This is a genomic window from Streptomyces sp. DH10, assembly GCF_029813805.1.
Classification (GTDB): Bacteria; Actinomycetota; Actinomycetes; order Streptomycetales; family Streptomycetaceae; genus Streptomyces; species Streptomyces coeruleofuscus.
In genome coordinates this window covers 253,333-273,197 of the sequence record NZ_JARVKU010000010.1, presented here as the reverse complement: position 1 = coordinate 273,197, position 19,865 = coordinate 253,333, and the positions used below count along the sequence as shown (strand labels likewise).

The 19,865-nt window shown below is 74.0% G+C and carries 15 protein-coding genes and 1 pseudogene; 9 read left to right on the top strand and 7 right to left on the bottom strand.

Annotated elements, in window-relative coordinates; translation table 11 throughout:
- Nucleotides 1-45 precede the first annotated feature (45 nt).
- The 3 genes from QC385_RS22395 to QC385_RS22385 form a co-directional block, all read right to left on the bottom strand.
- Complete coding sequence (locus QC385_RS22395; protein WP_279543097.1) at nucleotides 46-4,383, bottom strand: cation-translocating P-type ATPase; 4,338 nt, start codon at nucleotides 4,381-4,383, stop codon at nucleotides 46-48.
- Nucleotides 4,384-4,398: 15 nt separating this feature from the next.
- On the bottom strand, nucleotides 4,399-4,974 hold the full coding sequence (locus QC385_RS22390; protein ID WP_279543096.1) for a hypothetical protein: 576 nt from the start codon (nucleotides 4,972-4,974) through the stop codon (nucleotides 4,399-4,401).
- Between the two features lie 142 nt (nucleotides 4,975-5,116).
- The gene (locus QC385_RS22385) at nucleotides 5,117-5,362 is read right to left on the bottom strand and encodes a hypothetical protein (protein ID WP_279543095.1); all 246 of its coding nucleotides are present in this window, start codon (nucleotides 5,360-5,362) and stop codon (nucleotides 5,117-5,119) included.
- A gap of 268 nt (nucleotides 5,363-5,630) precedes the next feature.
- On the opposite strand from QC385_RS22385, the gene QC385_RS22380 reads away from it, so the two are divergent.
- The 5 genes from QC385_RS22380 (at nucleotide 5,631) to QC385_RS22360 (ending at nucleotide 10,811) form a co-directional block, all read left to right on the top strand.
- Entirely contained in the window at nucleotides 5,631-6,308 is a 678-nt protein-coding gene (locus tag QC385_RS22380; protein WP_279543094.1) for a nucleotidyltransferase family protein, read from the top strand.
- A gap of 16 nt (nucleotides 6,309-6,324) precedes the next feature.
- Nucleotides 6,325-6,612 carry a BON domain-containing protein gene (locus QC385_RS22375; protein ID WP_279543093.1) on the top strand — a complete coding sequence of 96 codons (288 nt, stop codon included), beginning with the start codon at nucleotides 6,325-6,327 and terminating at the stop codon, nucleotides 6,610-6,612.
- On the top strand, nucleotides 6,609-7,373 hold the full coding sequence (locus QC385_RS22370; RefSeq protein WP_279543092.1) for a metallophosphoesterase family protein: 765 nt from the start codon (nucleotides 6,609-6,611) through the stop codon (nucleotides 7,371-7,373). The genes QC385_RS22375 and QC385_RS22370 overlap by 4 nt, the downstream gene beginning before the upstream one ends.
- Before the next feature lie 235 nt (nucleotides 7,374-7,608).
- Complete coding sequence (locus tag QC385_RS22365) at nucleotides 7,609-9,273, top strand: alkaline phosphatase D family protein (RefSeq protein WP_279543091.1); 1,665 nt, start codon at nucleotides 7,609-7,611, stop codon at nucleotides 9,271-9,273.
- Nucleotides 9,274-9,434: 161 nt separating this feature from the next.
- Entirely contained in the window at nucleotides 9,435-10,811 is a 1,377-nt protein-coding gene (locus QC385_RS22360; RefSeq protein WP_279543090.1) for an alpha-lytic protease prodomain-containing protein, read from the top strand.
- A gap of 62 nt (nucleotides 10,812-10,873) precedes the next feature.
- Here QC385_RS22360 and QC385_RS22355 read toward each other — a convergent pair.
- Together QC385_RS22355 and QC385_RS22350 are read right to left on the bottom strand one after the other, a co-directional pair.
- Nucleotides 10,874-11,362 (bottom strand): annotated as a pseudogene (locus tag QC385_RS22355) (serine hydrolase); the annotation flags it as partial.
- Nucleotides 11,363-11,464: 102 nt separating this feature from the next.
- The gene (locus tag QC385_RS22350) at nucleotides 11,465-12,943 is read right to left on the bottom strand and encodes an aminotransferase class I/II-fold pyridoxal phosphate-dependent enzyme (RefSeq protein WP_279543089.1); all 1,479 of its coding nucleotides are present in this window, start codon (nucleotides 12,941-12,943) and stop codon (nucleotides 11,465-11,467) included.
- A 773-nt stretch (nucleotides 12,944-13,716) separates the two neighbouring features.
- Between QC385_RS22350 and QC385_RS22345 the strand changes: the two genes are divergently transcribed.
- The 4 genes from QC385_RS22345 to QC385_RS22330 all read left to right on the top strand — a co-directional run bounded on the left by QC385_RS22345 (nucleotide 13,717) and on the right by QC385_RS22330 (nucleotide 17,795).
- The gene (locus QC385_RS22345; protein ID WP_279543088.1) at nucleotides 13,717-14,901 is read left to right on the top strand and encodes an amidohydrolase; all 1,185 of its coding nucleotides are present in this window, start codon (nucleotides 13,717-13,719) and stop codon (nucleotides 14,899-14,901) included.
- 63 nt (nucleotides 14,902-14,964) lie between these two features.
- Entirely contained in the window at nucleotides 14,965-15,498 is a 534-nt protein-coding gene (locus tag QC385_RS22340; protein ID WP_279543087.1) for a DoxX family protein, read from the top strand.
- A gap of 79 nt (nucleotides 15,499-15,577) precedes the next feature.
- Nucleotides 15,578-16,141, top strand: coding sequence for a hemerythrin domain-containing protein (locus tag QC385_RS22335; RefSeq protein WP_279543086.1), 564 nt, complete (start codon nucleotides 15,578-15,580; stop codon nucleotides 16,139-16,141).
- Nucleotides 16,142-16,556: 415 nt separating this feature from the next.
- Nucleotides 16,557-17,795: an MFS transporter gene (locus QC385_RS22330; RefSeq protein WP_443032961.1), complete on the top strand. Its 1,239-nt coding sequence runs from the start codon at nucleotides 16,557-16,559 to the stop codon at nucleotides 17,793-17,795.
- A gap of 9 nt (nucleotides 17,796-17,804) precedes the next feature.
- Here QC385_RS22330 and rfaE2 read toward each other — a convergent pair whose 3' ends face one another.
- Nucleotides 17,805-19,211, bottom strand: coding sequence for a D-glycero-beta-D-manno-heptose 1-phosphate adenylyltransferase (rfaE2, locus tag QC385_RS22325; RefSeq protein WP_279543084.1), 1,407 nt, complete (start codon nucleotides 19,209-19,211; stop codon nucleotides 17,805-17,807).
- Nucleotides 19,208-19,843 carry a D-sedoheptulose-7-phosphate isomerase gene (locus tag QC385_RS22320; RefSeq protein ID WP_279543083.1) on the bottom strand — a complete coding sequence of 212 codons (636 nt, stop codon included), beginning with the start codon at nucleotides 19,841-19,843 and terminating at the stop codon, nucleotides 19,208-19,210. The genes rfaE2 and QC385_RS22320 overlap by 4 nt, the downstream gene beginning before the upstream one ends.
- Nucleotides 19,844-19,865 lie beyond the last annotated feature (22 nt).

Sequence of the window (19,865 nt, the reverse complement as noted above, 5' to 3'; positions counted from 1 at the left end):
CACGTGGTGGCGGCCGCCTTCTGCCGTCGTCCTGTGTCCCGCCCGCTACGCCCCCACCGGCCGGGCCACCCCGCTCTGGAGCCGCTCCCGGGCCTGCTGGCCCAGGTCGTTGAGGCGCAGGGCGAGTCGTGCCGCGGCGTCGTAGAGGGCGTGGACCGCCTGGAGGTGTTCCAGGCGCGGGGCCAGGGCCGAGAGGGCGATGGCCAGGGCCACGCCGGCCCAGCCGACGGGGCCCAGCGGGGTGCAGCCGAAGAAGTGGCTGACGCCGGGCGTCTGGACGAGGGCGGCGAGCACGGCGGCCGAGCCGAGGGCGGTCACCCACACCAGCGGGCTGTGGCGTCGGCCGGAGAGGGTCTGCACGAGCTGGGCGCCGACCACGCCGCACAGGGCCATGGTGGTGGACCGGCGTTCGGTGCCTGGGGTGAGGCGGCCGATGAGGTACGCCGTGACCGCTCCGAGGCAGGTGGTGACGCCCCGGCGCCGGATGGAACGCAGCAGCGGCGCGCCGAGGACGTTGAGCCCCATCGGGCCGGTCGCGGCGTGCTCGGCCGTCGAGGGGTCGTCGCTCGGCGTGACCGCCACGGCCATGGCCGGGAACATGTCGGTGAGCAGGTTGACCAGCAGCAGCTGACGCGTCGACAGGGGCGAGGCGCCGGCCAGCAGGGTGCCGAGGACGCTGAAGCCGACTTCCCCGGCGTTGCCGCCGATGAGGATGCTCACCGCGTCGGCCACGCTGCGCCACAGGGCACGGCCCTCGACGACCGCGTCGACCAGGACGGACAGGTCGCCGGAGGTGAGCACGAGGTCGGCGGCGTTGCGGGCGGCCGCCGAGCCGCGGGACTCGATGCCGACCCCGACGTCGGCGGCGCGGATGGCGGCGGCGTCGTTGGCTCCGTCGCCGGCCATCGCCACGACCCGCCCGGCCTGTTGCAGGGCCTCCACGACGTGCAGCTTCTGCTCGGGTGCGACCCGGGCGATGACGCCCGCGCCGCGCAGGACCCGGACGCGTTCGCTGCGCTCCATGGCGACGAGTTCGTCGCCGGTCACCGCCTCGGTCTCCTCCGGCCAGCCCAGTTGCAGGGCGATGGCGCGGGCGGTCTCCGGGTGGTCGCCGGTGAGCATGACGGGCAGGATGCCGGAGCGGCGCAGTTCCGCGAGCAGGGCGTGCGAGGTCTCGCGCGGGACGTCGGCCAGGGCGACGAACCCGCTGAACTCCAGGTCCGCGAGCGGCGCGTCGAGTTCGGCGTCGGCGTCGTCGGCCCGGCAGCGGCGCCGGGCGACGGCGAGGACGCGCAGTCCCTGTCCCGCCAGCTCGTGGGCGGTGTCGGTCGCGTGGTCGGGGAGGTCCCGGCAGGCGGGCAGGATCGTCTCCGGGGCGCCCTTGACGACGAGGAGTTCGCCGAAGTCCGGGTCGCCGTCGCGGCCGACCGCGGCGGCGTAGCCCCGCCGTGTCTCGAAGGGCAGCTCGCCGGTCGGTGTCCAGCCCTGGTCGGGCGGCGCGACGTCGAGGACGGCCTCGTCGGTGGCGTGTGCGACGCGGCGGCCCTGGCCCGTCTCCTCCTGCGGGCAGGCCCGCGCGGCCAGGCGCACGATCGGCTCGGCCCGTCCGGCCTCCACGGACAGCACGGTTCCGTCTGCGGTGGCGACACGGACCAGGCGCAGTTTGTTCTCGGTGAGGGTGCCGGTCTTGTCGAAGCAGACGGTGTCGACCCGCCCGAGCGCCTCCAGGGTGCGCGGGGTGCGGACCAGGACGCCGCGCCGGGAGAGCCGGCGGGCGGCCGCCATCTGCGCGACCGTCGCGACGAGCGGCAGTCCCTCCGGCACGGCGGCGACCGCGACCGCGACACCGCCGCTGACGGCGCGTCGTACGGGGCTGCCGCGCAGCAGGGACAGCCCGGTCACGGCGGCGCCGCCCGTGAAGGTCACCGGCAGGGCCTTGCGGGTCAGTTCCTGGAGCCGGGCCTGTACGCCGGCGGGCGGCGGGGTGCGGGCGGCGAGCGTGACGGCGCGGCCCGCCTCGGTCTGGTCGCCGGTGTTCACGACGAGCGCGGTGGCGCGTCCGGCCACGACGGTCGTGCCCTCGAACACCATGCAGGCGCGCTGGGCCACCGGCAGACCGGGGGTGGCCTCGACGGCCTTGGTGACCGGCAGGGACTCGCCGGTGAGCGCCGACTCGTCGACCTCGAGACCGTCCACGTCGAGCAGCCGGGCGTCGGCGGGCACGACGTCACCGGCGCCGAGGGTGATCTCGTCACCGGGGCGCAGCCGGGCGGCGTCGACGGTGACGGTGCGCCTGCGGCCGTCCCGCCTGCGGGCCTTGGGCTGCTGGCGGGCGGCCAGCCGGGCCAGCGCCTGTTCGGCGCGCATCCGCTGGAGTCCGCCGGTCACGGCGTTGAGGTCCATGGCGCCGACGACCAGCAGCGCGTCGACGAGCGAACCGAGCAGTGCCGAGGCGACGGCGCCGGTGGCCAGGACGGGGGTGAGCGGATCGTCGAGTTCGCGGCGTACGGCTCCGGCCGCCTGCCAGGTCCAGCGGACGGGGGCCACGGCCGGGTGGCGGCCCAGGCGAGCGGCCTGGTGCCGCGAGCGGTCGGCGAGCAGGGCGAGTCCGGTGGGCTCGTCGTCGCTGCGGGTGCGCCCCAGCCGGTCGCGGGCCTCGTCGGGTTCCAGGGCGTGCCAGGGGATGTGCAGCCGGGGCTGGGGCGGGGTGGCCCGGGCCACCCGGACGGCTTCGAGCCAGCCCGCGAGCAGGGCGTTCGCGGCGGCGATGTTGACGGGGGCGTGCCGGGTGAGGGGCCACAGGAGCCGGCGGCCCGGGGGCTGCCCGCCCCGTGCGACCAGGAGCCCCGACAGGGCGGCGCCCGCGCGGGCCAGGGTCTGCGAACGGCGTCCTACGCGCCGGGCCGCCGGGATCGCGGTCAGCAGCCGCCAGACGTCGGCGAGCCCGCCCGAGGCCAGGGCGTCGGCGCCCCAGGAGACGGCCGCGCGGCCGTCGGTGAGGGCGATGGCCACGTCGCCGGCGGGCAGCCCGGCGGCCACGTGCCCGTCGCCCGACCCGTCCAGGCGGGCGACGGTCACCACCACGTGCCCGTCGTCCTGGAGGGCCCGTACGACGTCTCCGAACGGCTTCGCGCCCGGTGCGACCTCGTCGGCGAGCCGGACGATGTCCTTCAGGTCGGAGCCGCCCGCGATCACGACGTGCAGTCCTGCCCGGCGGGCGGCGTCGAGGACGGCCTCGGCGAAGGGATGGACCGGGTCGTCGGGCAGCCCCTCGGAGTCGCCTTCGGCGTCCTGCCGCCGGCTGCGCAGGGCGTCGGCGTGCAGGACGAGGGCGTCGGCGATCTCCAGCTGACGCAGGCGCTCCCCGCTGCGCACGAGGATCCCGGCCTGCGCGAGGAAGGTGCCGAGGGTGGCGGAGAAGGCGGCCGGACCGTAGCGGGCCGCCTTAGGGGATCCGGCGAGGACGGCTTCGGCCGCTTCCCTCCCGGAGTGCGTGACGAGGAGGGTGGCGGCGGCGCCGGCGAGGCTGCCGGTGCTGGCGTGGGAGGCGTACTCCTGGGCGGGCGTCACCTTGAGCGGCGGCCGGGTGTCCGCAGGGCAGGGCAGACTGGTGCGCCGTTCGTGGCAGATGTCGTCGTGCAGTGCCTCGAAGGCGGCGGCCCTGGCGACGGCTTCCGTCAGCTGGCTGCCGCGCAGCACGCCGTCGAGCACGAGCGCCAGCGGAGTCTGGCCGACGCCGTGTGTGGCGGCGTTGGCGGCGGCGAGGACGAGTTCCATGCCGGAGGTGCCGAACCGCTGCCGGAGCATGGCCCGGAAGCGGGGGTTCTCCCGCAGCAGCGTGACGGTGGCGGTGACGATGCGCGAGGTGGGCGGCAGGCGCAGGGACCGGCCGGCCAGGGCACCGGCCGCGCCGGCGGCGTCCAGCAGGATCGCCGCCGCGGTGAGGCGCACCTCGCCGGGGTCGCCCGGGTGGGCGGCCTCCTGGGCGACCGGGTCGGCGCCCTCGGTCAGGCCGAGTCGGGCGGCGAGCGCTGCGACCCGCTCGCTGACGCGGTCGGTGACGGCGTCCTCGACCACCGTGATCACCAGGCGGGACAGCCCCTCGTCCCAGTACGCGGCGAGCACGTCCGGGTGCTCGACCAGTTCCCCGGCGACCTTGCGGGCGAGGCCGCCGATGTCGCCGTCGGGCCGCCGCAGGGCGATGTGGAGGCGCCGGCCCGCCTTCCACCGCTGTCCGCCGGACAGGGCGTTGCGCGCGACGTTGCGGACGCGCCGCGAGGTGTCGTAGACGGACGTCACGCCCTGGGCGGTGCCGCGGGCGGCGCCTGCCGCCGCCCCGGCCATGGCCCCGACGAGCGGGGCGACGTCGAAACGTGTGAGCATCTGCTGTTTCCCGACTCAGCCGGTGGGCCGGCTGTCGTGTCCTTGCCGGCCGGCCTGCTCCCGGTCCGGCTCCTCCCCGTGCGGGTCGTGGTGCGCGGTGGCCTCGGCGACCTGCTTCAGCGCGGAGGCGGTGGCGGTGTCGCCCACTTTCGCGGGCTGTTCGTGGACGTGGTGTTCCGGCCGGTCGTGCCGGTAGTGGGACGTGGCGAGTTTGTCGCCCGGGCCGTAGGACGAGAGGTCCTCACCGCCCTCGCCGCCGGCTCCGGAACGGCCCTCTCCGGCCTGCCCCGTCCGTGTCCCGGCGTTCCCTGGTGCGCCGTCGGGACGCTGTCCGGGCTTCGGCTGCGTCAGCCAGGCGACGGCCGCGCCGGTCAGCGCCACCGGCCACTCCACCACCCCGGCCACGCCGAGCACTCCGGCACCGGCGTAGACGGCCATCCGGCGGCCGCGCGGCGACACCGCGCCGATCCGGTCCAGGGCGTCTCCGGCCACCTTGCCCACCTGCTCCGCACCCGGCAGATGCCTCAGACCCGAGGCGACGGCCCGCAACGGCTGCGGAAGATCGGGCGAACGTGATGTCTCCTGGTTCATGGCGACCTCCACAAGCGCGTTGTCCAGCGGCTTCAACCGGTTTCCCAGCTCTATCGCCCATATTCCGCCTTTGCTGGAGCGAGCGCTTGTCTTGTGCGGCCGAGATCTCGGGCGCGGGCTCGGTCGAGGTCTGGCCGGGGTCTCAGGCGAGGTCTCGGGCGAGGTCTCGGTCCAGGTCCCGCAGGACGGTCTCGCCGTCGTGGACGCCGCCCTCGCAGCGCTTGGTGAACGCGTGCGATCCGTCGCCCACGGCGGAGATGATGACCATGCCGCCACCGGCGATGCACTGGCTCGCGGTGACGTCCGCCGGACGGGACGCGGCGTGCGCGGGCACGGCGGGCGACGCCACGGCCAGGGCGGTGAGCAGGGCGTACGGCGGCTTGGTCATGGGGGACTCCTTCGTGCGGGGCGGGGTGTCGGTGCCATGCCGGCGTCACCAGGGCGGGCACGGGCTGCCACCGCACGTGGTCCGCCCGGGCCCCGCGAGCAGGACGGGTGCGGGCGTCGGCGGAAACCGGCCCTCGGTCGGGTTGTCCTCGCGGGCGTTCCGTGTCGGTGCGACGGCTCCGGGTACTCAGAGCAGGCACGCAGGCAGGCCGTCACGGGTCCGGGCACCGCGCGGCGGCGGGGTGTCCGGTTTGGCGAATGGAGTGGTCATGACGCAGAACGGTGATGACGCGACGCTCGTCCGGCAACCGGGAATCCCCGATTTCCGGCTGGCCCCGGACCAGCCCGAGCCCGCGCCACCGCAGGACCCGCAGGCCGACGAGCCGCCGCAGGAGCTGCCCCTGGACCGCAACCAGGCGATCCTGGAGGCGGCCAAGCAGGTCGGTGCCCTGCTGAAGCGCAAGGGGCACCTCTTCGCGCTGGCCGGGAGCGTGGCCGCCTACGCCCACGGCGGCGAGAAGAACCTCCAGCACGATGTCGACTTCGCCATCCGCCCCGAGGACGCGGACGCGGTGGCGGCCACGCTCCGCGATGCCGGGCTGACGGTCTACAGCCCGCCGGAGGACTGGCTGATCAAGGCCACGTGTTTCGGCCAGCCGGTGGACATCATCTTCGAGCTGGCGCACCGGCCGGTCGGCGCGGACATGCTGGAGCGGGCGGAGGAGGTGTCGGTCGACTCGGTGCGCATGCCCGTGCTGGCCCCGACCGACCTGCTGTGGAGCCTGATCGCCGCCTTCTCCGAGCACCACTGCGACTTCGGCGCGGCCCTGCCCATCGCGCGCGCCCTGCGCGAGAAGGTCGACTGGGAGCGGGTGCGGCGCGAGTGCGGGGACGCGCCCATGCCCGCCGCGTTCTTCTTCCTCCTGGAGCGCCTGAACGTCATCTGACGCGGAAGGAACACCCATGACTACCCACGGCTCACATCCCCCGGGCGGCGGGGAGCCGGAGCAGAACCTGGAGTACCGGATCGCCCACCTCCAGGACCGTCTCGCCTCCGGTGAACTCGGTGAACTGGGCGTACGGGTCGAGGCCCGCGGCCGGACGGTGCTGCTCACCGGCACCGTGCCCTCGACGCCCTGCCGCGACGAGATCGTCCGCACCGTCCAGGAGGAGCTCGCCGGAGTCCCGGTGCACAGCGACCTCGTGGTGACCGAGACGTCCTCCCCCGACCACGCGGAGGAACTCGCATGATCCGCATCGCAGCCGTCGGAGACATCCACATGGGGCCCGACAGCCAGGGCCTGCTCCGCCCCGCCTTCGAGACCCTGCCCGAGTGCGCCGACCTCCTGCTGCTGGCCGGGGACCTGACCCGGCACGGCACGCCCGAGGAGGCCCGGGTGGTGGCCCGGGAGGTCCGGGACCTCGGGGTTCCGGTGGTCGCCGTGCTGGGCAACCACGACCATCACGACGACCGGCCCGACGAGGTCACGGCCATCCTCCGGGACGCCGGTGCCCATGTCCTGGAGGGGCAGGGCACGGTCGTGGCGAGCGGCGGGGCGCGGATCGGCGTGGCCGGCACCAAGGGGTTCGGAGGCGGTTTCGTCGGCCGCTGCGCCGGGGAGTTCGGCGAGCCGGTGATGAAGGAGTTCGTCAGGTACTCGCGCCGGTGCGCCGACAGCCTGCGCACGTCCCTGGAGCAGCTGGGCGAGGAGGGCTGTGACGCGCGGATCGCCCTGACCCACTTCTCCCCCGTCCCGGACACGCTGGCGGGCGAGCCGCTGGAGATCTATCCGTTCCTGGGCAGCTATCTGCTGGCCGAGGCGATCGACACCGCCGGCGCCGACCTCGCGGTGCACGGGCACGCGCACGCCGGCACGGAACACGGCATGACGAGCGGCGGCGTGCGGGTGCGCAACGTAGCCCAGCCCGTCATCGGGCGGGCCTTCCACGTCTACCACCTGCCCGTCCGCGAACACGCCACCACCGGCGCCGCAGCACAGGCGGCCCACTAGACAGCCCACCGCCCATCCGCCGCCGGCCGACGCCGGCGGCGTTTTCGTGTGCCTTCGTGCCCCGCTCGTACCCCCTCGACACGCGGCGCCTGCCGGCGGTCCGCCCCGTACGGCTGCGTAAGGTCGCCAGCCGCTCCCGTACCGCCTCTGGTGTGAACGCCCCGCAAGTCGTGCGATTTCAGGCATTTTGTCTGCTTAGCATGCTTGCTCCGCGCCCCGTACGAGAGGACATCGGATGGCGCTGACGGGCCGTCAAAGACCACCGTCCGAGCATGCCTTCTCCCCGCACGACGCCGTACTGCGCACCGCGGCACCGCATGTCGCCCGCCGTCGCTTCCTGACCGTCACCGCGGCGGCCGCGATGCTCGCCTTCTCCACCAACCGGCCGGCCCGCGGCGCCACCGCCGCCCCCGAGCTCGACGCGGCGCGGATCACCGACGACCCGTTCACCCTCGGCGTGGCATCCGGGGACCCGCTGCCCGACTCGGTGCTGATCTGGACCCGGCTCGCCCCCGAGCCGTTCGCGGAGGACGGCGGCCTGGGCCAGCAGCGGGTCGTCGTCTACTGGGAAGTGGCCATGGACGAGTGGTTCGACTTCGTCGAACACCGGGGGGTCGCCACGGCCCATCCCGAGTACGCCCACAGCGTGCACGTCGACGTCAAGGGCCTGATGCCGGACAGCCACTACTACTACCGCTTCCGGGTGGGTGCCTGGATCAGCCCAACGGGCCGTACCCGTACCGCACCGGAGGCGGGCAGCGACGCCGACGGCATGCGGCTGGCCGCCGTCGCCTGCCAGGCCTACCAGGACGGCTACTACACCGCCCACCGGCACCTGGCGGAGGAGGACATCGACGTGGTCTTCCACCTCGGCGACTACCTGTACGAGTACGCCGTGGACTCCGCGGGCGGGGCCCGCCGCTACACCGACGTCAAGCTGCCCGACGTGTTCAACCGGGAGGCCACCACCCTGGCGGACTACCGGATGCGGTACGCGCTCTACAAGACCGACCCCGACCTGCGGGCCGCGCACGCCCAACACCCGTTCGTCGTCACCTGGGACGACCACGAGACGGAGAACAACTACGCGGGCGCCGTCGACGAGAAGAACAGTCCCCCCGAGGCGTTCCTGGTGCGGCGGGCCGCCGCCTACCGGGCGTACTGGGAGAACCAGCCGCTGCGCGCCGAGCAGTTGCCGCAGGGGCCCGACGCCCGGCTCTACCGCCGGCTCGCCTGGGGCTCGCTCGCCCAGTTCGACATCCTCGACACCCGCCAGTACCGCTCCGACCAGGCCTACAACGACCGTCCGCACGCACCGGGCACCGAGTCGGACGACCCGGCGCACACCCTGACCGGCGCCGAGCAGGAACGCTGGCTGCTGGACGGGTGGCGGGCCTCCGACGCCCTGTGGAACGTGATGCCCCAGCAGGTGTGCTTCTCTCAGCGGAAGTTCGACCTGACCGCGCCGGCCCGGATCTCCATGGACGCCTGGGACGGCTACCGTGCCTCCCGCAACCGCGTCATGGCGGGCGCGAAGGCCGCGGGCATCGACAACTGGATGGTCCTCACCGGCGACGTCCACGTCGGCTACGCCTTCGACATCAAGGACGACTTCGACGACCCGCAGAGCGAGACGGTCGGCACGGAGTTCACCTGTACCTCCATCGCCAGCGGCGGGAACGGCGCCGAGAAGCCGGCCGACTGGGAGACGTACATGAAGGCCAACCCGCACATGAAATATTTCGACGGCAGGCGCGGCTACGTCCGGGTCGAACTGGGCCGCGACAACGCCCAGGTCGACTTCCGCACCGTCTCGGCCATCACCAAGCCGGGGGCCGCCATCTCGACGGCCGCGTCCTTCGTCACGGAGGTGGGTTCGCCCGGCCTGAAGTCCGCGTGAGACGCGGGGCGAGCGTCGTACCGCGCTTGTCGTACTGCACTTGGCGCCCTTCGCCGCACCAAAGCGCGAAACGGGGCCGCCGTGGACATCGCGCGAGGCCGTCCGGGCAAGACCTAAGGCTTTGCGGCAGCTGCATCCGTGAACGAAGGGAGACACCTCGCATGGTCCACAGACATGCCGTCACCGGCCGCCGGGCGGCCCTGGCCACGCTCGGCGCGCTCGTCGCCACCGGGCTCCCCTCCGCCACGGCGGCCGAGCCGACTCCCGCGGCGGGCCCGCTGCCCACCGCCTCCCAGACGCTCGGAGCCGACCGGCCGTCGGCTCCGGTGCTGCGCGCCCTGGAGCGCGATCTCGGGCTGACCCCGGCTCAGGCGTCGCGGCGGCTGGTCAACGAGGCGGAGGCGGGCACCCGGGCCGGGCGGCTGCGCAACGCCCTGGGCGACCGGTTCGCGGGGGCCTGGCTGCGGGGCACGACGTCGCAGGGGCTCGTGGTGGCGACGACGGACACCGCGGACGTGGCCGCCATCAAGGCGCAGGGCGCGAAGGCGGCCGTCGTGAAGAAGTCGCTGCGCGACCTGAACGCGGCCAAGACGAAGCTGGACGCGGCCGCGGCCCGTGTGAGCACCCGTGACACGCCCCTGTGGTACGTCGACGTCCCGGCGAACCGGGTCGTGGTGCAGGCCGCGAACAAGGCCGCGGCGGCCGCGTTCGTCAAGGCCGCAGAGCTCGACGGCAAGAGCGTGGGCGTCAAGGTGACGGCGAACCGGCCGCGGCTCATGGCGGACATCACCGGCGGCGACGCCTACTACATCGACGGCACCGCCCGCTGCTCCGTGGGCTTCTCCGTCACCAAGGGCGAGCAGGCGGGCTTCGCCTCGGCGGGACACTGCGGCAAGCAGGGCGCCAAGACGACCGGGTTCGACAAGGCCGAGCAGGGGGCGTTCCAGGCCTCCACGTTCCCCGGCAAGGACATGTCGTGGGTCGCCGTCAACGACAAGTGGACGGCGACGGCGAACGTGAAGGGCGAGGGCGAGCAGAAGGTGCAGGTCACCGGTTCGGTCCAGGCACTCGTCGGGGCGGCTGTCTGCCGCTCGGGTTCGACCACCGGCTGGCACTGCGGCAAGGTCGAGCAGCACGACACCAGTGTCAGTTACGCCGAGGGCAAGGTGGACGGGCTGACCCAGACGACGGTGTGCGCGGAGCCCGGCGACTCCGGCGGGCCGTACGTCGCGGGCGTCCAGGCGCAGGGCGTGACCTCCGGCGGCACCGGTGACTGCAAGAGCGGCGGCACCACGTTCTTCCAGCCGATCAACCCGCTGCTCAGCGAGTTCGGCCTCACGCTGAAGACCGCGGGGGCCGACTCCCCGGCACCGGCGCCGCAGGACAACGCCGTCGCGAAGCCGTGGGCCGTAGGCCGGGTCTACGAGGCGGGGTCCACCGTGAGCCACGCCGGTGTGCGCTACCAGTGCCTCCAGAGCCACCAGGCCCAGGGTGTGTGGGCGCCCACCCGCACTCCGGCCCTGTGGCAACGGATGTGACGAAGGGTCAGGGCTGTCCGGCGCTGGCGCGGTCCGTGCCGTCGGCCGCCGGGCGGGCCCCGCTACTCCTCCGCCAGCAGCGCGTACGCGGAGGCCACGAACGGGTCGCGGGCGCGGAAGCGGCGGGTGCACAGCGCGGCCAGGGCCGTGCCGGTGTCCGGGCGGAAGCCCAGGAACGCCTGCTGGCCGAGGGTCGCGCCGCCGTGGAAGAACATCGGTCCGCCGTCGGTCGGGTGACGGAACCAGGCGATGGTGTGCACATGGCGGTGCCCGAGCCCCCGGCGGAGCACCGGGCGGCGCACCGCGCGCAGGGCGGGGGCCAGCGGCGGGGGTGCGCCGGCCGGGTCCAGATGGGCCTCGAGGAACGTGAGCAGGTCGTGCGGCGTGGCCCGTACGGCGCCCGCCGCCTGGAAGCCTCCGGCGTCGAAGGGGGGTACGGGCATCTCACCGTCCCTGCCGTGTCCTGCGGCGTCCAGCCCGGAGTCGTCCGCGCGCAGCGTCGTGCCGTCGAGGCCGAGCGGGCGCAGGACGTGGCCGGTTAGCAGGTCCTCCTACCCATCTCCCTGAGCTGAGCGAGTACCTTCACCTTTCGGATCACCGGATTCGGACAAAGCAACTTTCTCAGAATTCACTTAAATAACTTGTTCAACATCTCAGGCATGGGCGGTTGATCCTCGTGCCACGACGCGCAGGGTGCGGACGGAGGAGTCCGCCGCGTCGGGGATGAGAACGCCGTGCTCGACGCCGCTGCGGAGGTAGTCCAGGACCTCGTCGGTGACGACCTCGCCGGGTGCCACCACGGGCACGCCCGGCGGGTAGGGGCTGATCATCTCAGCGGAGATCCGTCCGGCGGCCCGCTCGGCGGGCACGTGTTCGACCGGGGCGAAGAACGCCTCGCGGGGCAGCATCGCCTGCTCCAGCTCCAGCGCCGAGGGCTCCGGCAGGTGGACCGGCGGCCGCCGCTCGATGGTGTCCGCCCGCTCGACGAGCGCGGCCAGGGCGTCCACCAGGACCGTCTCGGTCTCGTCGTCGTCCGCGTAGGTGATCGAGGCGCTGATGCGGCAGGTGTCCGAGCCGCCGACGTCCACGTGGCGGTGGGTCCGCAGCCACTCCGCGGCCTGCATCCCGCTGATGCCGAGCTTGCGTACGTCGATGACGAGCTTGAGCGGATCGAGGTCGGCGGCGAGTCCCTCCTCCACGACCTCGCGGCCCATGGGCCGCAGACCCGGCAGGTCGGCGACCACGGCCCGGATGCGTTCGGCCCGGCGGATGGCGGCTTCCAGGAGCTCGTGCCCCTGTTCCACCATCTGGCGGCGCCAGCCGTCGAGCGTGGCGTAGACGAGGGAGGAGGCGCTGGTGGTGCCGAGCAGGTCCTCCCGCTGCTTCAGGACCTCGGGCGAGACGCGGTCGTACTGGAGGTGGAAGACGGAGCTCTGTTCCACGGCTCCGCCCATCTTGTGCACGCTGGTCACGACCAGGTCGGCCTCGGCGTCCATGCCCCAGGCGGGCAGGGCGGGATGGAACGGCAGGTGGGCGCCCCAGGCCTCGTCGACGATGACGGGGACGTCGAACTCGTGGCACACCCGGGCCACTCCCCCGATGTCCGCGCAGGAGCCCCAGTCGGTGGGCGTGATGAGCAGCATGCCCTTGGCGTCCGGGTGTTCCCGGAGCCGCCGGCGGACGTCGTCGGGCTCGGGCGGGTGGGCCAGATGCCGTTCTGTGTCGAACTTCGGGTGCACCCAGATCGGCTCGACGCCGTTGACGACGACGGCCGCGATGACGGACTTGTGGGCGTTGCGCGACAGCAGCAGCTTCTCGCCCGGGCCGGCCGCGGCGAGCATGGCCGTCTTCACGGACAGGGAGCTGCCGCAGGTGGAGAAGAACGCGTGCTCGGCACCGACCGCGTCCGCCATCAGCTCCTGCGCCCGGCTGAGGACACCCTGCGACTGGCGGCGGTCGTCGAGGCCGTTCAGGGAGAGCACATCGGAACGGAACACGTCGAGCCCGACGATCTCCGCGACCCGGGGGTCCACTCCCCTGCCCTGCTTGTGGCCCGGCGGGCCGTAGGCGATGTCGCCGCGGCGCCGGAAGTCCTCCAGCGCCTCCAGGACGGGCACGCGCGAGTGGTCCATGGTTCCTCCCAGGTCCGGCCCGCCCGGCCGCCGCCGCGGCGTCCACACTGTCGTGGTCCGGCGGGTACACCGACCGTGTTGCACTCGGGCAACGGTCGAAACGCGGCGGGTGCGGCGGCAACGGGCTGGGCCTGTTCAGGGGGCTGGGCCTGTTCAGGGCACGGCCGCCCGCGCCGAAGCGCGGCGGTGCCGCCGGCACCCGGCGTGAACCCGCCCGGAGGCACAAACCCACCGGCCGGAAGGCGGCGAGTACCGCGGCAGGGCGGAACCGGCCCGGGCGCGGCGGCGCCGCCGCGCCCGGCGGAGACCCTGCCGAGAGGCGCAACCACACCAGAAGAAACACAGCTGGCATCCCGGCAAGGAACCCCGATCGGGGAGCGCGGCCGCACCTGACGACACGCGGCGAGTGCCGCCGCACCCGGCAGGGACCCGGCAGGGACCATCCCCATGCGCAGCGGAAGAAGCACGCCGACGCCGCCGCAACCAGCTCAGACATTGCCCAAGTCCCAAGCTCACCAGACGAAGCACAGCGAGTACCGCGGCGGGAGACCCTCCGCAGGGCGCCTGCGCACCGGAGAAGACACGGATGTGCCGCCGCAACCAGCGCAGACCCCGCCCACATGCACAACCCGCCAGGCGGAACACAGGAGGACCGCGGCGGGGACAGACCCGCCAAGGGTCACGGGCTCCCGGTAGAAGCGCGGCGGGTGTCGCCGCACCGGGCGGTGAAACCCGGTCGGGGACACACCGCAGCCGACGCCGGGGAGGCACCTGTGGACCGCACGCGTGACGACGTACACCAGGCCGTCCGGGAGGAGGTGGCGGTCCGGGCCGACGCGCTGTGGGGTGTGGCCTCGCGGCTGCACGCCGACCCCGAGTACGCCTTCGCCGAGCACCGGGCGGCGGCCCTGCTGTCGGACGAGCTGGAACGGGCCGGTTTCGCCGTGGAGCGCGGCGTGGCGGGGATGCCGACCGCGTTCACGGCGCGCTCGGGGCAGGGCCTGCCCGCGGTGGCGCTGCTGCTGGAGTACGACGCCCTGCCCGGCCTCGGCCACGCGTGCGGCCACAACCTCATCGCGGCGGCGGGCCTGGGAGCCGCGCTGGCGGTGGGGGCCGTGGCGGAGGAGTCCGCCGGGTCGGTGCTGGCGGTGGGCACGCCCGCCGAGGAGGGCGGAGGCGGCAAGGCCCTGGAGGTGGAGGCGGGGGTGTTCGACGGCGTCGACGCGGCGCTGATGTTCCATCCGGGCGTCTACAGCTGGGCGCGGGCACCGCTGACCGCGCAGGTGCAGTACCGGGTGGCCTTCCACGGCCGGGCCGCACACCCCACCGGGAACCCGACGGAGGGCATCGACGCGCTCGCGGCGCTGGTGGAGCTGTTCAACGTGCTGGCCGTGCTGGGGCGGCGGCTGCCGGAGGGCTCGCACGTGCAGGGCATCGTCACCCGGGGCGGCACCACTACGAACATCGTCCCGGAGTACGCCGAGGGCCTGTTCGGTCTGCGCGCGGCCACGACGAAGGCCCTGGAGGACCTCACGGACCGGCTGCGGGAGTGCGCCGGCGGCGTGGCCCGGGCCACGGGCACCACCGCCGAGGTGGAACGGGCCACCGTGCGCTACGAGCACTTCCGGGACAGCGAGGCGCTGTCCGAGCGGTTCGCCGCGCATCTGTCCCGGGCCGGGATCCCGCTGTCACCGCCCGTGCCCGGCGTGTACCTGGGGTCGTCCGACATCGGGAACGTCAGCACGCGGGTGCCCGCCATCCACCCGTTCGTCGCGATCATGGACGAGGACGGTTCCGACCACACCCCGGAGTTCGCCGAGGCCGCCGCCTCTCCCCGGGCCCGCGAGGTGCTGGTCGCCGCGACGGAGGCCCTCGCGTGCACCGCCGTGGACGTCCTGCTGTCCGAGGAGCTGCGCGAGGAGGCCTGGGCGCGGCACCGGGCGGCGCGAACGGGGTGAGTGCTTCCGCCCCGGGTGGGGAACCCGGCGAACGCCGTACCCACCGACACCCTGGAGAGGGCCATGAGTCTGTTGCGCGTCCTCGGCCGTCCCATGCTGGCCTCGATGTTCCTCACGGGCGGCCTGAACTCCGTCCGCGACCCGAAGGAGGTCGCCCCGGTCGCCGAGCCCGTCGTACAACCGGTCACCGAACGCGTCTCGGCGCTGCCGGACCGCACCGAGCAGGTCGTACGGCTGAACGGCGCCGTGCAGGTCGCGGCCGGGCTGATGCTGGCCACCGGGCGCATGCCGCGTCCGGCCGCGCTGGCCATCGCGGCCACGCTGGTGCCGACGACGCTGGCGGGGCACCGCTTCTGGGAGGCGGAGGATCCTTCGGAGCGGGCCCAGCAGCGGATCCACTTTTTCAAGAACCTGTCCATGCTCGGCGGGCTGCTGATCGCCGCCGACGACACCGGCGCCCGCCCCTCGGTGGTGTGGCGTGGCAGCCACGCCGCCCGTGGCCTGCGACGGGACGCGGGTCTGGTGCGGCGCTCCGTCCGCGCCACCACGGGCCCGGCCGCGGCGGCCGGGCGTGTCCGGGCCAAGCTCCCGGTCTGAGCCATCGAAGGGGCCCCGCCCCCGGACCGCGCGTTAGCCCCCTGGGGCCTTGGGGACCCGGGGGCTGGAGGTGAAGGACATGGGACACGGAGGAAACGTCATCGACGAGCTGGTGACCGATCACCGCGAAGTCGAGGAGATGTTCGGCAAGATCGAGGCGCTGCCGTCCGGCCACAAGGACCGCAAGACGTACGCGGACCAGGTGACGATCGAGCTGGTGCGGCACTCGGTGGCCGAGGAGGCCTACCTCTATCCGGCCGTACGCGAGCACGTGGCCAACGGTGACGCTCTCGCCGACCAGGAGCTCCAGGACCACGCCACGGCCGAGCGGATCATGAAGGACCTGGAGGGCTGTGACCCGGGCGACGCCGACTTCGACCGGCTGATGGGCATGCTGATGAGCGAGATCCGCTCGCACATCGCCGATGAGGAGGGCAACCTCTTCCCGGCGCTCCGGCAGGCCTGTCCGATGGACGCGCTCAACGAGCTGGGCGAGAAGGTCCGGAAGGCGAAGAAGACCGCCCCGACCCGGCCGCACCCGGCCGCCCCCGACAAGCCTCCGGCGAACAAGCTCCTGGCTCCGGGCACCGGGATGGTCGACCGCCTGCGCGACGCGCTGACCGGTCGCGGCAAGTCCGAGTAGAGCGGCCGCTGCCGCACAGCGCCCGACAAGAGAAGGGCCCGTCGCCCCGGCGACGGGCCCTTCTCTGTCCGCTGTGGCCGCCGTCACGTGACGCGGCCCGGGCGAGGTTCATGATCGACAACTGTGATCAACCACACTCGTGACCTCAAATGCCCGGAGACTGAGGGCGGTTGGGCGTGTCGGGGCGGTGGACGAGGTACGGATGGATCCGACTCGGGGGTCTGCTCTGCCACGATGGTCGGCGCCGTATCCGGCGAGGGGAACCACCGCGCAGCGCAGCCGGTGCTTCTCGTTCCCCCGCCCTCCTCCTCCTGAGTCCTCCGACTCGTCTTGCGAGTACAGCACTGTGTCTTCGTCGCCCTCCCCTGCCCAGCCCGCCGCGCGCTCGCCCTGGCGGTCCCTGCGGTACCGCAGCATGCGCTGGTGGTCCGTCGCGAACTTCGTGTCGAACGCCGGTACGTGGATGCAGCTCACGGTGCAGAACCTGCTGGTCCTCGAGATCACCGGGTCCGCCGCCGCGACGGGGCTTTCCATGTCCGTGCAGGCGGCCCCTGCCCTGCTGATGAGCGTCCTCGGCGGCGCGGCCGTCGACCGGTGGCCCCGCAAGCTGACGGCGACCGTGAGCCAGGCGCTGCTCGGCGCGATCGCCTTCACGACGGCCGTGCTCGTGGCACTGGACCGGCTCGACATGACCTCGCTGATGGTGCTGGCCGCCGTCACGGGTGTCGTCGCGACCGTCGACAACCCGGCGTGTGCGCTGCTGGGCAACGATCTCGTCCCACCGGAGGACGTGCCCTCGGCCATCGGTGTCGGGGCGCTGGTGCACCAGTCGGGCCGGCTCGTGGGAGCGGCCATGGCGGGTGTGGCGGTGGGGTTCCTCGGCACGTCCGCGGCGTACTTCGCGAACGGCGTGTCGTTCCTGTTCGTGGCCTCGGTCATTCCGTTCCTGCGGCCGGCCGCCGGAGCGGTGCGGGAGGTCGCCGTGGGCCCGAAGCGCACCGGCTCGGACATGTCCGTGCGCGAGGGGCTGGCCTTCTTCGCGCGCCGGCCGCGTCTGATGGCGCTCGCCGGGGTGACCGGGATCAGCGCGGTGTTCGGCCGCAACTACGGGCTCACCCTGGCCGTGCTCGTCACCGGGCCGCTCGCGGGTGGCGCCGGTTCGTTCGGCACGGTGTCGACCGTGCTCGCCGTCGGCGGCATCCTCGGCGCGGTCCTCGGCGCCCGGCTGCGCCGGCCGTCCGTGCGGCTCGTGGGGGCGCTGGCGGCGGCCGGGGGGCTGCTCCAGGTGGTGGCGGGGCTGTCGCCGTCCCTCGTGGTGCTGATCGTGCTCGTGCTGCCGATGGCGGTGGTGGAGTCCGTATCCGACACCGCCGGCACGGCCGTCCTCCAGACCGATCCGCCCGCCCATCTGCGGGGTCGTGTGCTGGGCGTGTGGGGCAGCATCGGCACGGTGTGGAGCCTGGGCGGCCCGCCCGCGCTCGGCCTGCTGATGGAACTGGCCGGCGCCCGTGGCGCCCTCGTCACCGGCGGCCTGCTCATCGCCGGCTCGATCGGCGCGGGCTACCTGCTGCGACAGCGCCGCAGCACGACGCCGGTGGTCATCCGGACGGAGGGCGACGTCCAGGGGCAGCCGGCGCTGAGCACGGCGGCCTGAGCGGGGACATCAGGAACCCGACGGCCGCAGAGCCACCGTCGCCGCCTTCGCCGCCCGACGGGTCAGCAAGGTCGTGGAGCGGCCGTCGAGGTAGGGCAGGACCACGGCCTGGCCGCCCCAGGTGCGCAGCGCCTGCGCCTCGGGCAGGTCCTGGACGGAGTAGTCGCCGCCCTTGACCCAGACGTCCGGGCGCAGTCGGGCCAGTACCGCCTCGGGGGTGTCCTCCTCGAAGACCACGACGGCGTCGACGCTGCCGAGCGCGGCGAGGACGCGGGCGCGGTCCGCCGCCGGGTTGAGCGGGCGGCCCGGGCCCTTGCGGCGGGTGACGGACGCGTCGGAGTTCAGGCACACGATGAGGCAGTCGCCGATGCGCCGGGCGCTCTCCAGCAGGCCGACGTGACCGGCGTGCACCAGGTCGAAGCAGCCGCCGGTGGCGACCACGGTGCCGCCCCGGGCGCGGACGCTCTCCGCGAGGGCGAAGGCGTCGGTCTCGGCGTCGTCCGCGGGGCCGGGCGGCGGCTCGGTGCGCCACAGGTCGGGATTGCCCGCGCCGCCTGCCGCGACGAACGCTGCGGCCTCGGCGACGGCCCGTTGCAGCGCCTCCTCGGGGAGCAGGCCGTCGGCGAGGGCCGCCGCCGTCGTCGCGGCGAAGCAGTCGCCCGCGCCGCAGGGGTCCCCGGCGGCCCGGTAGGGCACGGGCACGAGCATCGGCGTACCGGAGCCTGGCCGGGCCAGCAGCACCCCGCGGTCACCGAGGGTGACGGCGACTCCCGCGGCGCGCCACCGTTCCGCGAGCCGCGTCCCGCGCTCGGCGTACGCGCCCAGTGACGTCCCTCCGGAGCCGGGGTACAGGGCTCGTGCCTCCGCCGCGTTGGGGGTGACGAGCCGGGCCCCGTGCACGGGCGGGTCGCCCTTGGGGTGCGGGTCCCACACCAGGGGGGTGCGGCGGGCGGCGTCCTCCAGGTGCGGCCGCAGAGCGCCCGCGGTGTGGCGCCCGTAGTCGGCGACGAGGATCGCGCTCGCGTTCGCCAGTGCCTCCCGGACCGCGTCGTCGGGTTCGCCGGGGGTGCCACCGCCCCGGTCGATGCGGACGACGGGCCGGCCGCCCGCGAGGACGCGGGTCTTGACCGGCAGGGTGCCCTTGAGCGGGAGCTCCAGCAGCCGGACCCGCCCGCGCAGGTCACGCCGTACAGCCTCGCTGGCGTCGTCGTCGCCGAGCGCGGTCACCAGGACCACGTCCCGGCCGCCGCGGGCGGCGAGAGCGGCGGCCAGTCCGGCTCCTCCCGGGTGCCGCCGGTCGCCGGTGACGTCGACGACGGGGGCGGGGGCGTCCGGGGAGAGCCGGGTGGAGACGCCTTCGATGTCCTCGTCGAGGAGGACGTCACCGACGACCGCGAGCGGTTCCGGTCCGGTCATGAGGTGCTCCCGTGGGTGAGGACCGTGCGCCGTGCGAGCGGTGTGGACACGGCCGTGTCGAAGCACTCGCAGAGCAGGTGGACGGCGACGAGGTGGATCTCCTGGACGTTCGCGGTGCTGCCGGCGTCGACGCACAGGGCTTCGTGGGCGGCTTCCGCGAGGGGGTTGGGGCCGCGCCCGGTGAGCGCCCAGACGCGCAGTCCGGCCTGCCGGGCGGTCACGGCCGCGGCGATGAGATTGGGGCTGCGGCCGGAGGTGGACAGCAGCATCAGGACGTCGCCGGGGCGGCCGTGGGCGCTGACCTGGCGGGCGTAGACGTGGTCGAAGCCGTAGTCGTTGCCGATGGCGGTCATGCTGGAGGTCTCGGCGTGCAGGGCGAGCGCGGAGTAGGCGCGGCGTTCCTGGCGGTAGCGGCCGACCAGTTCGGCGGTGAGGTGCTGGGCCTGGGCGGCGCTGCCGCCGTTGCCCGCGGCGAGCAGGCGGCCGCCGCCGGTGAGGACGTCGGCGAGCCGGCTGCCCCAGTCCGCGATCCGTTCGAGGCCGTGCCCGCGGAACCGGCCGAGTGCCTCGTCCAGTGACCGGCAGTGCAGGCGGGCGGCATCGAGCGCGTGGTGTGCAGGGTGTTCGCTCATGCTGTTCGGGCGTGCCGCCGCC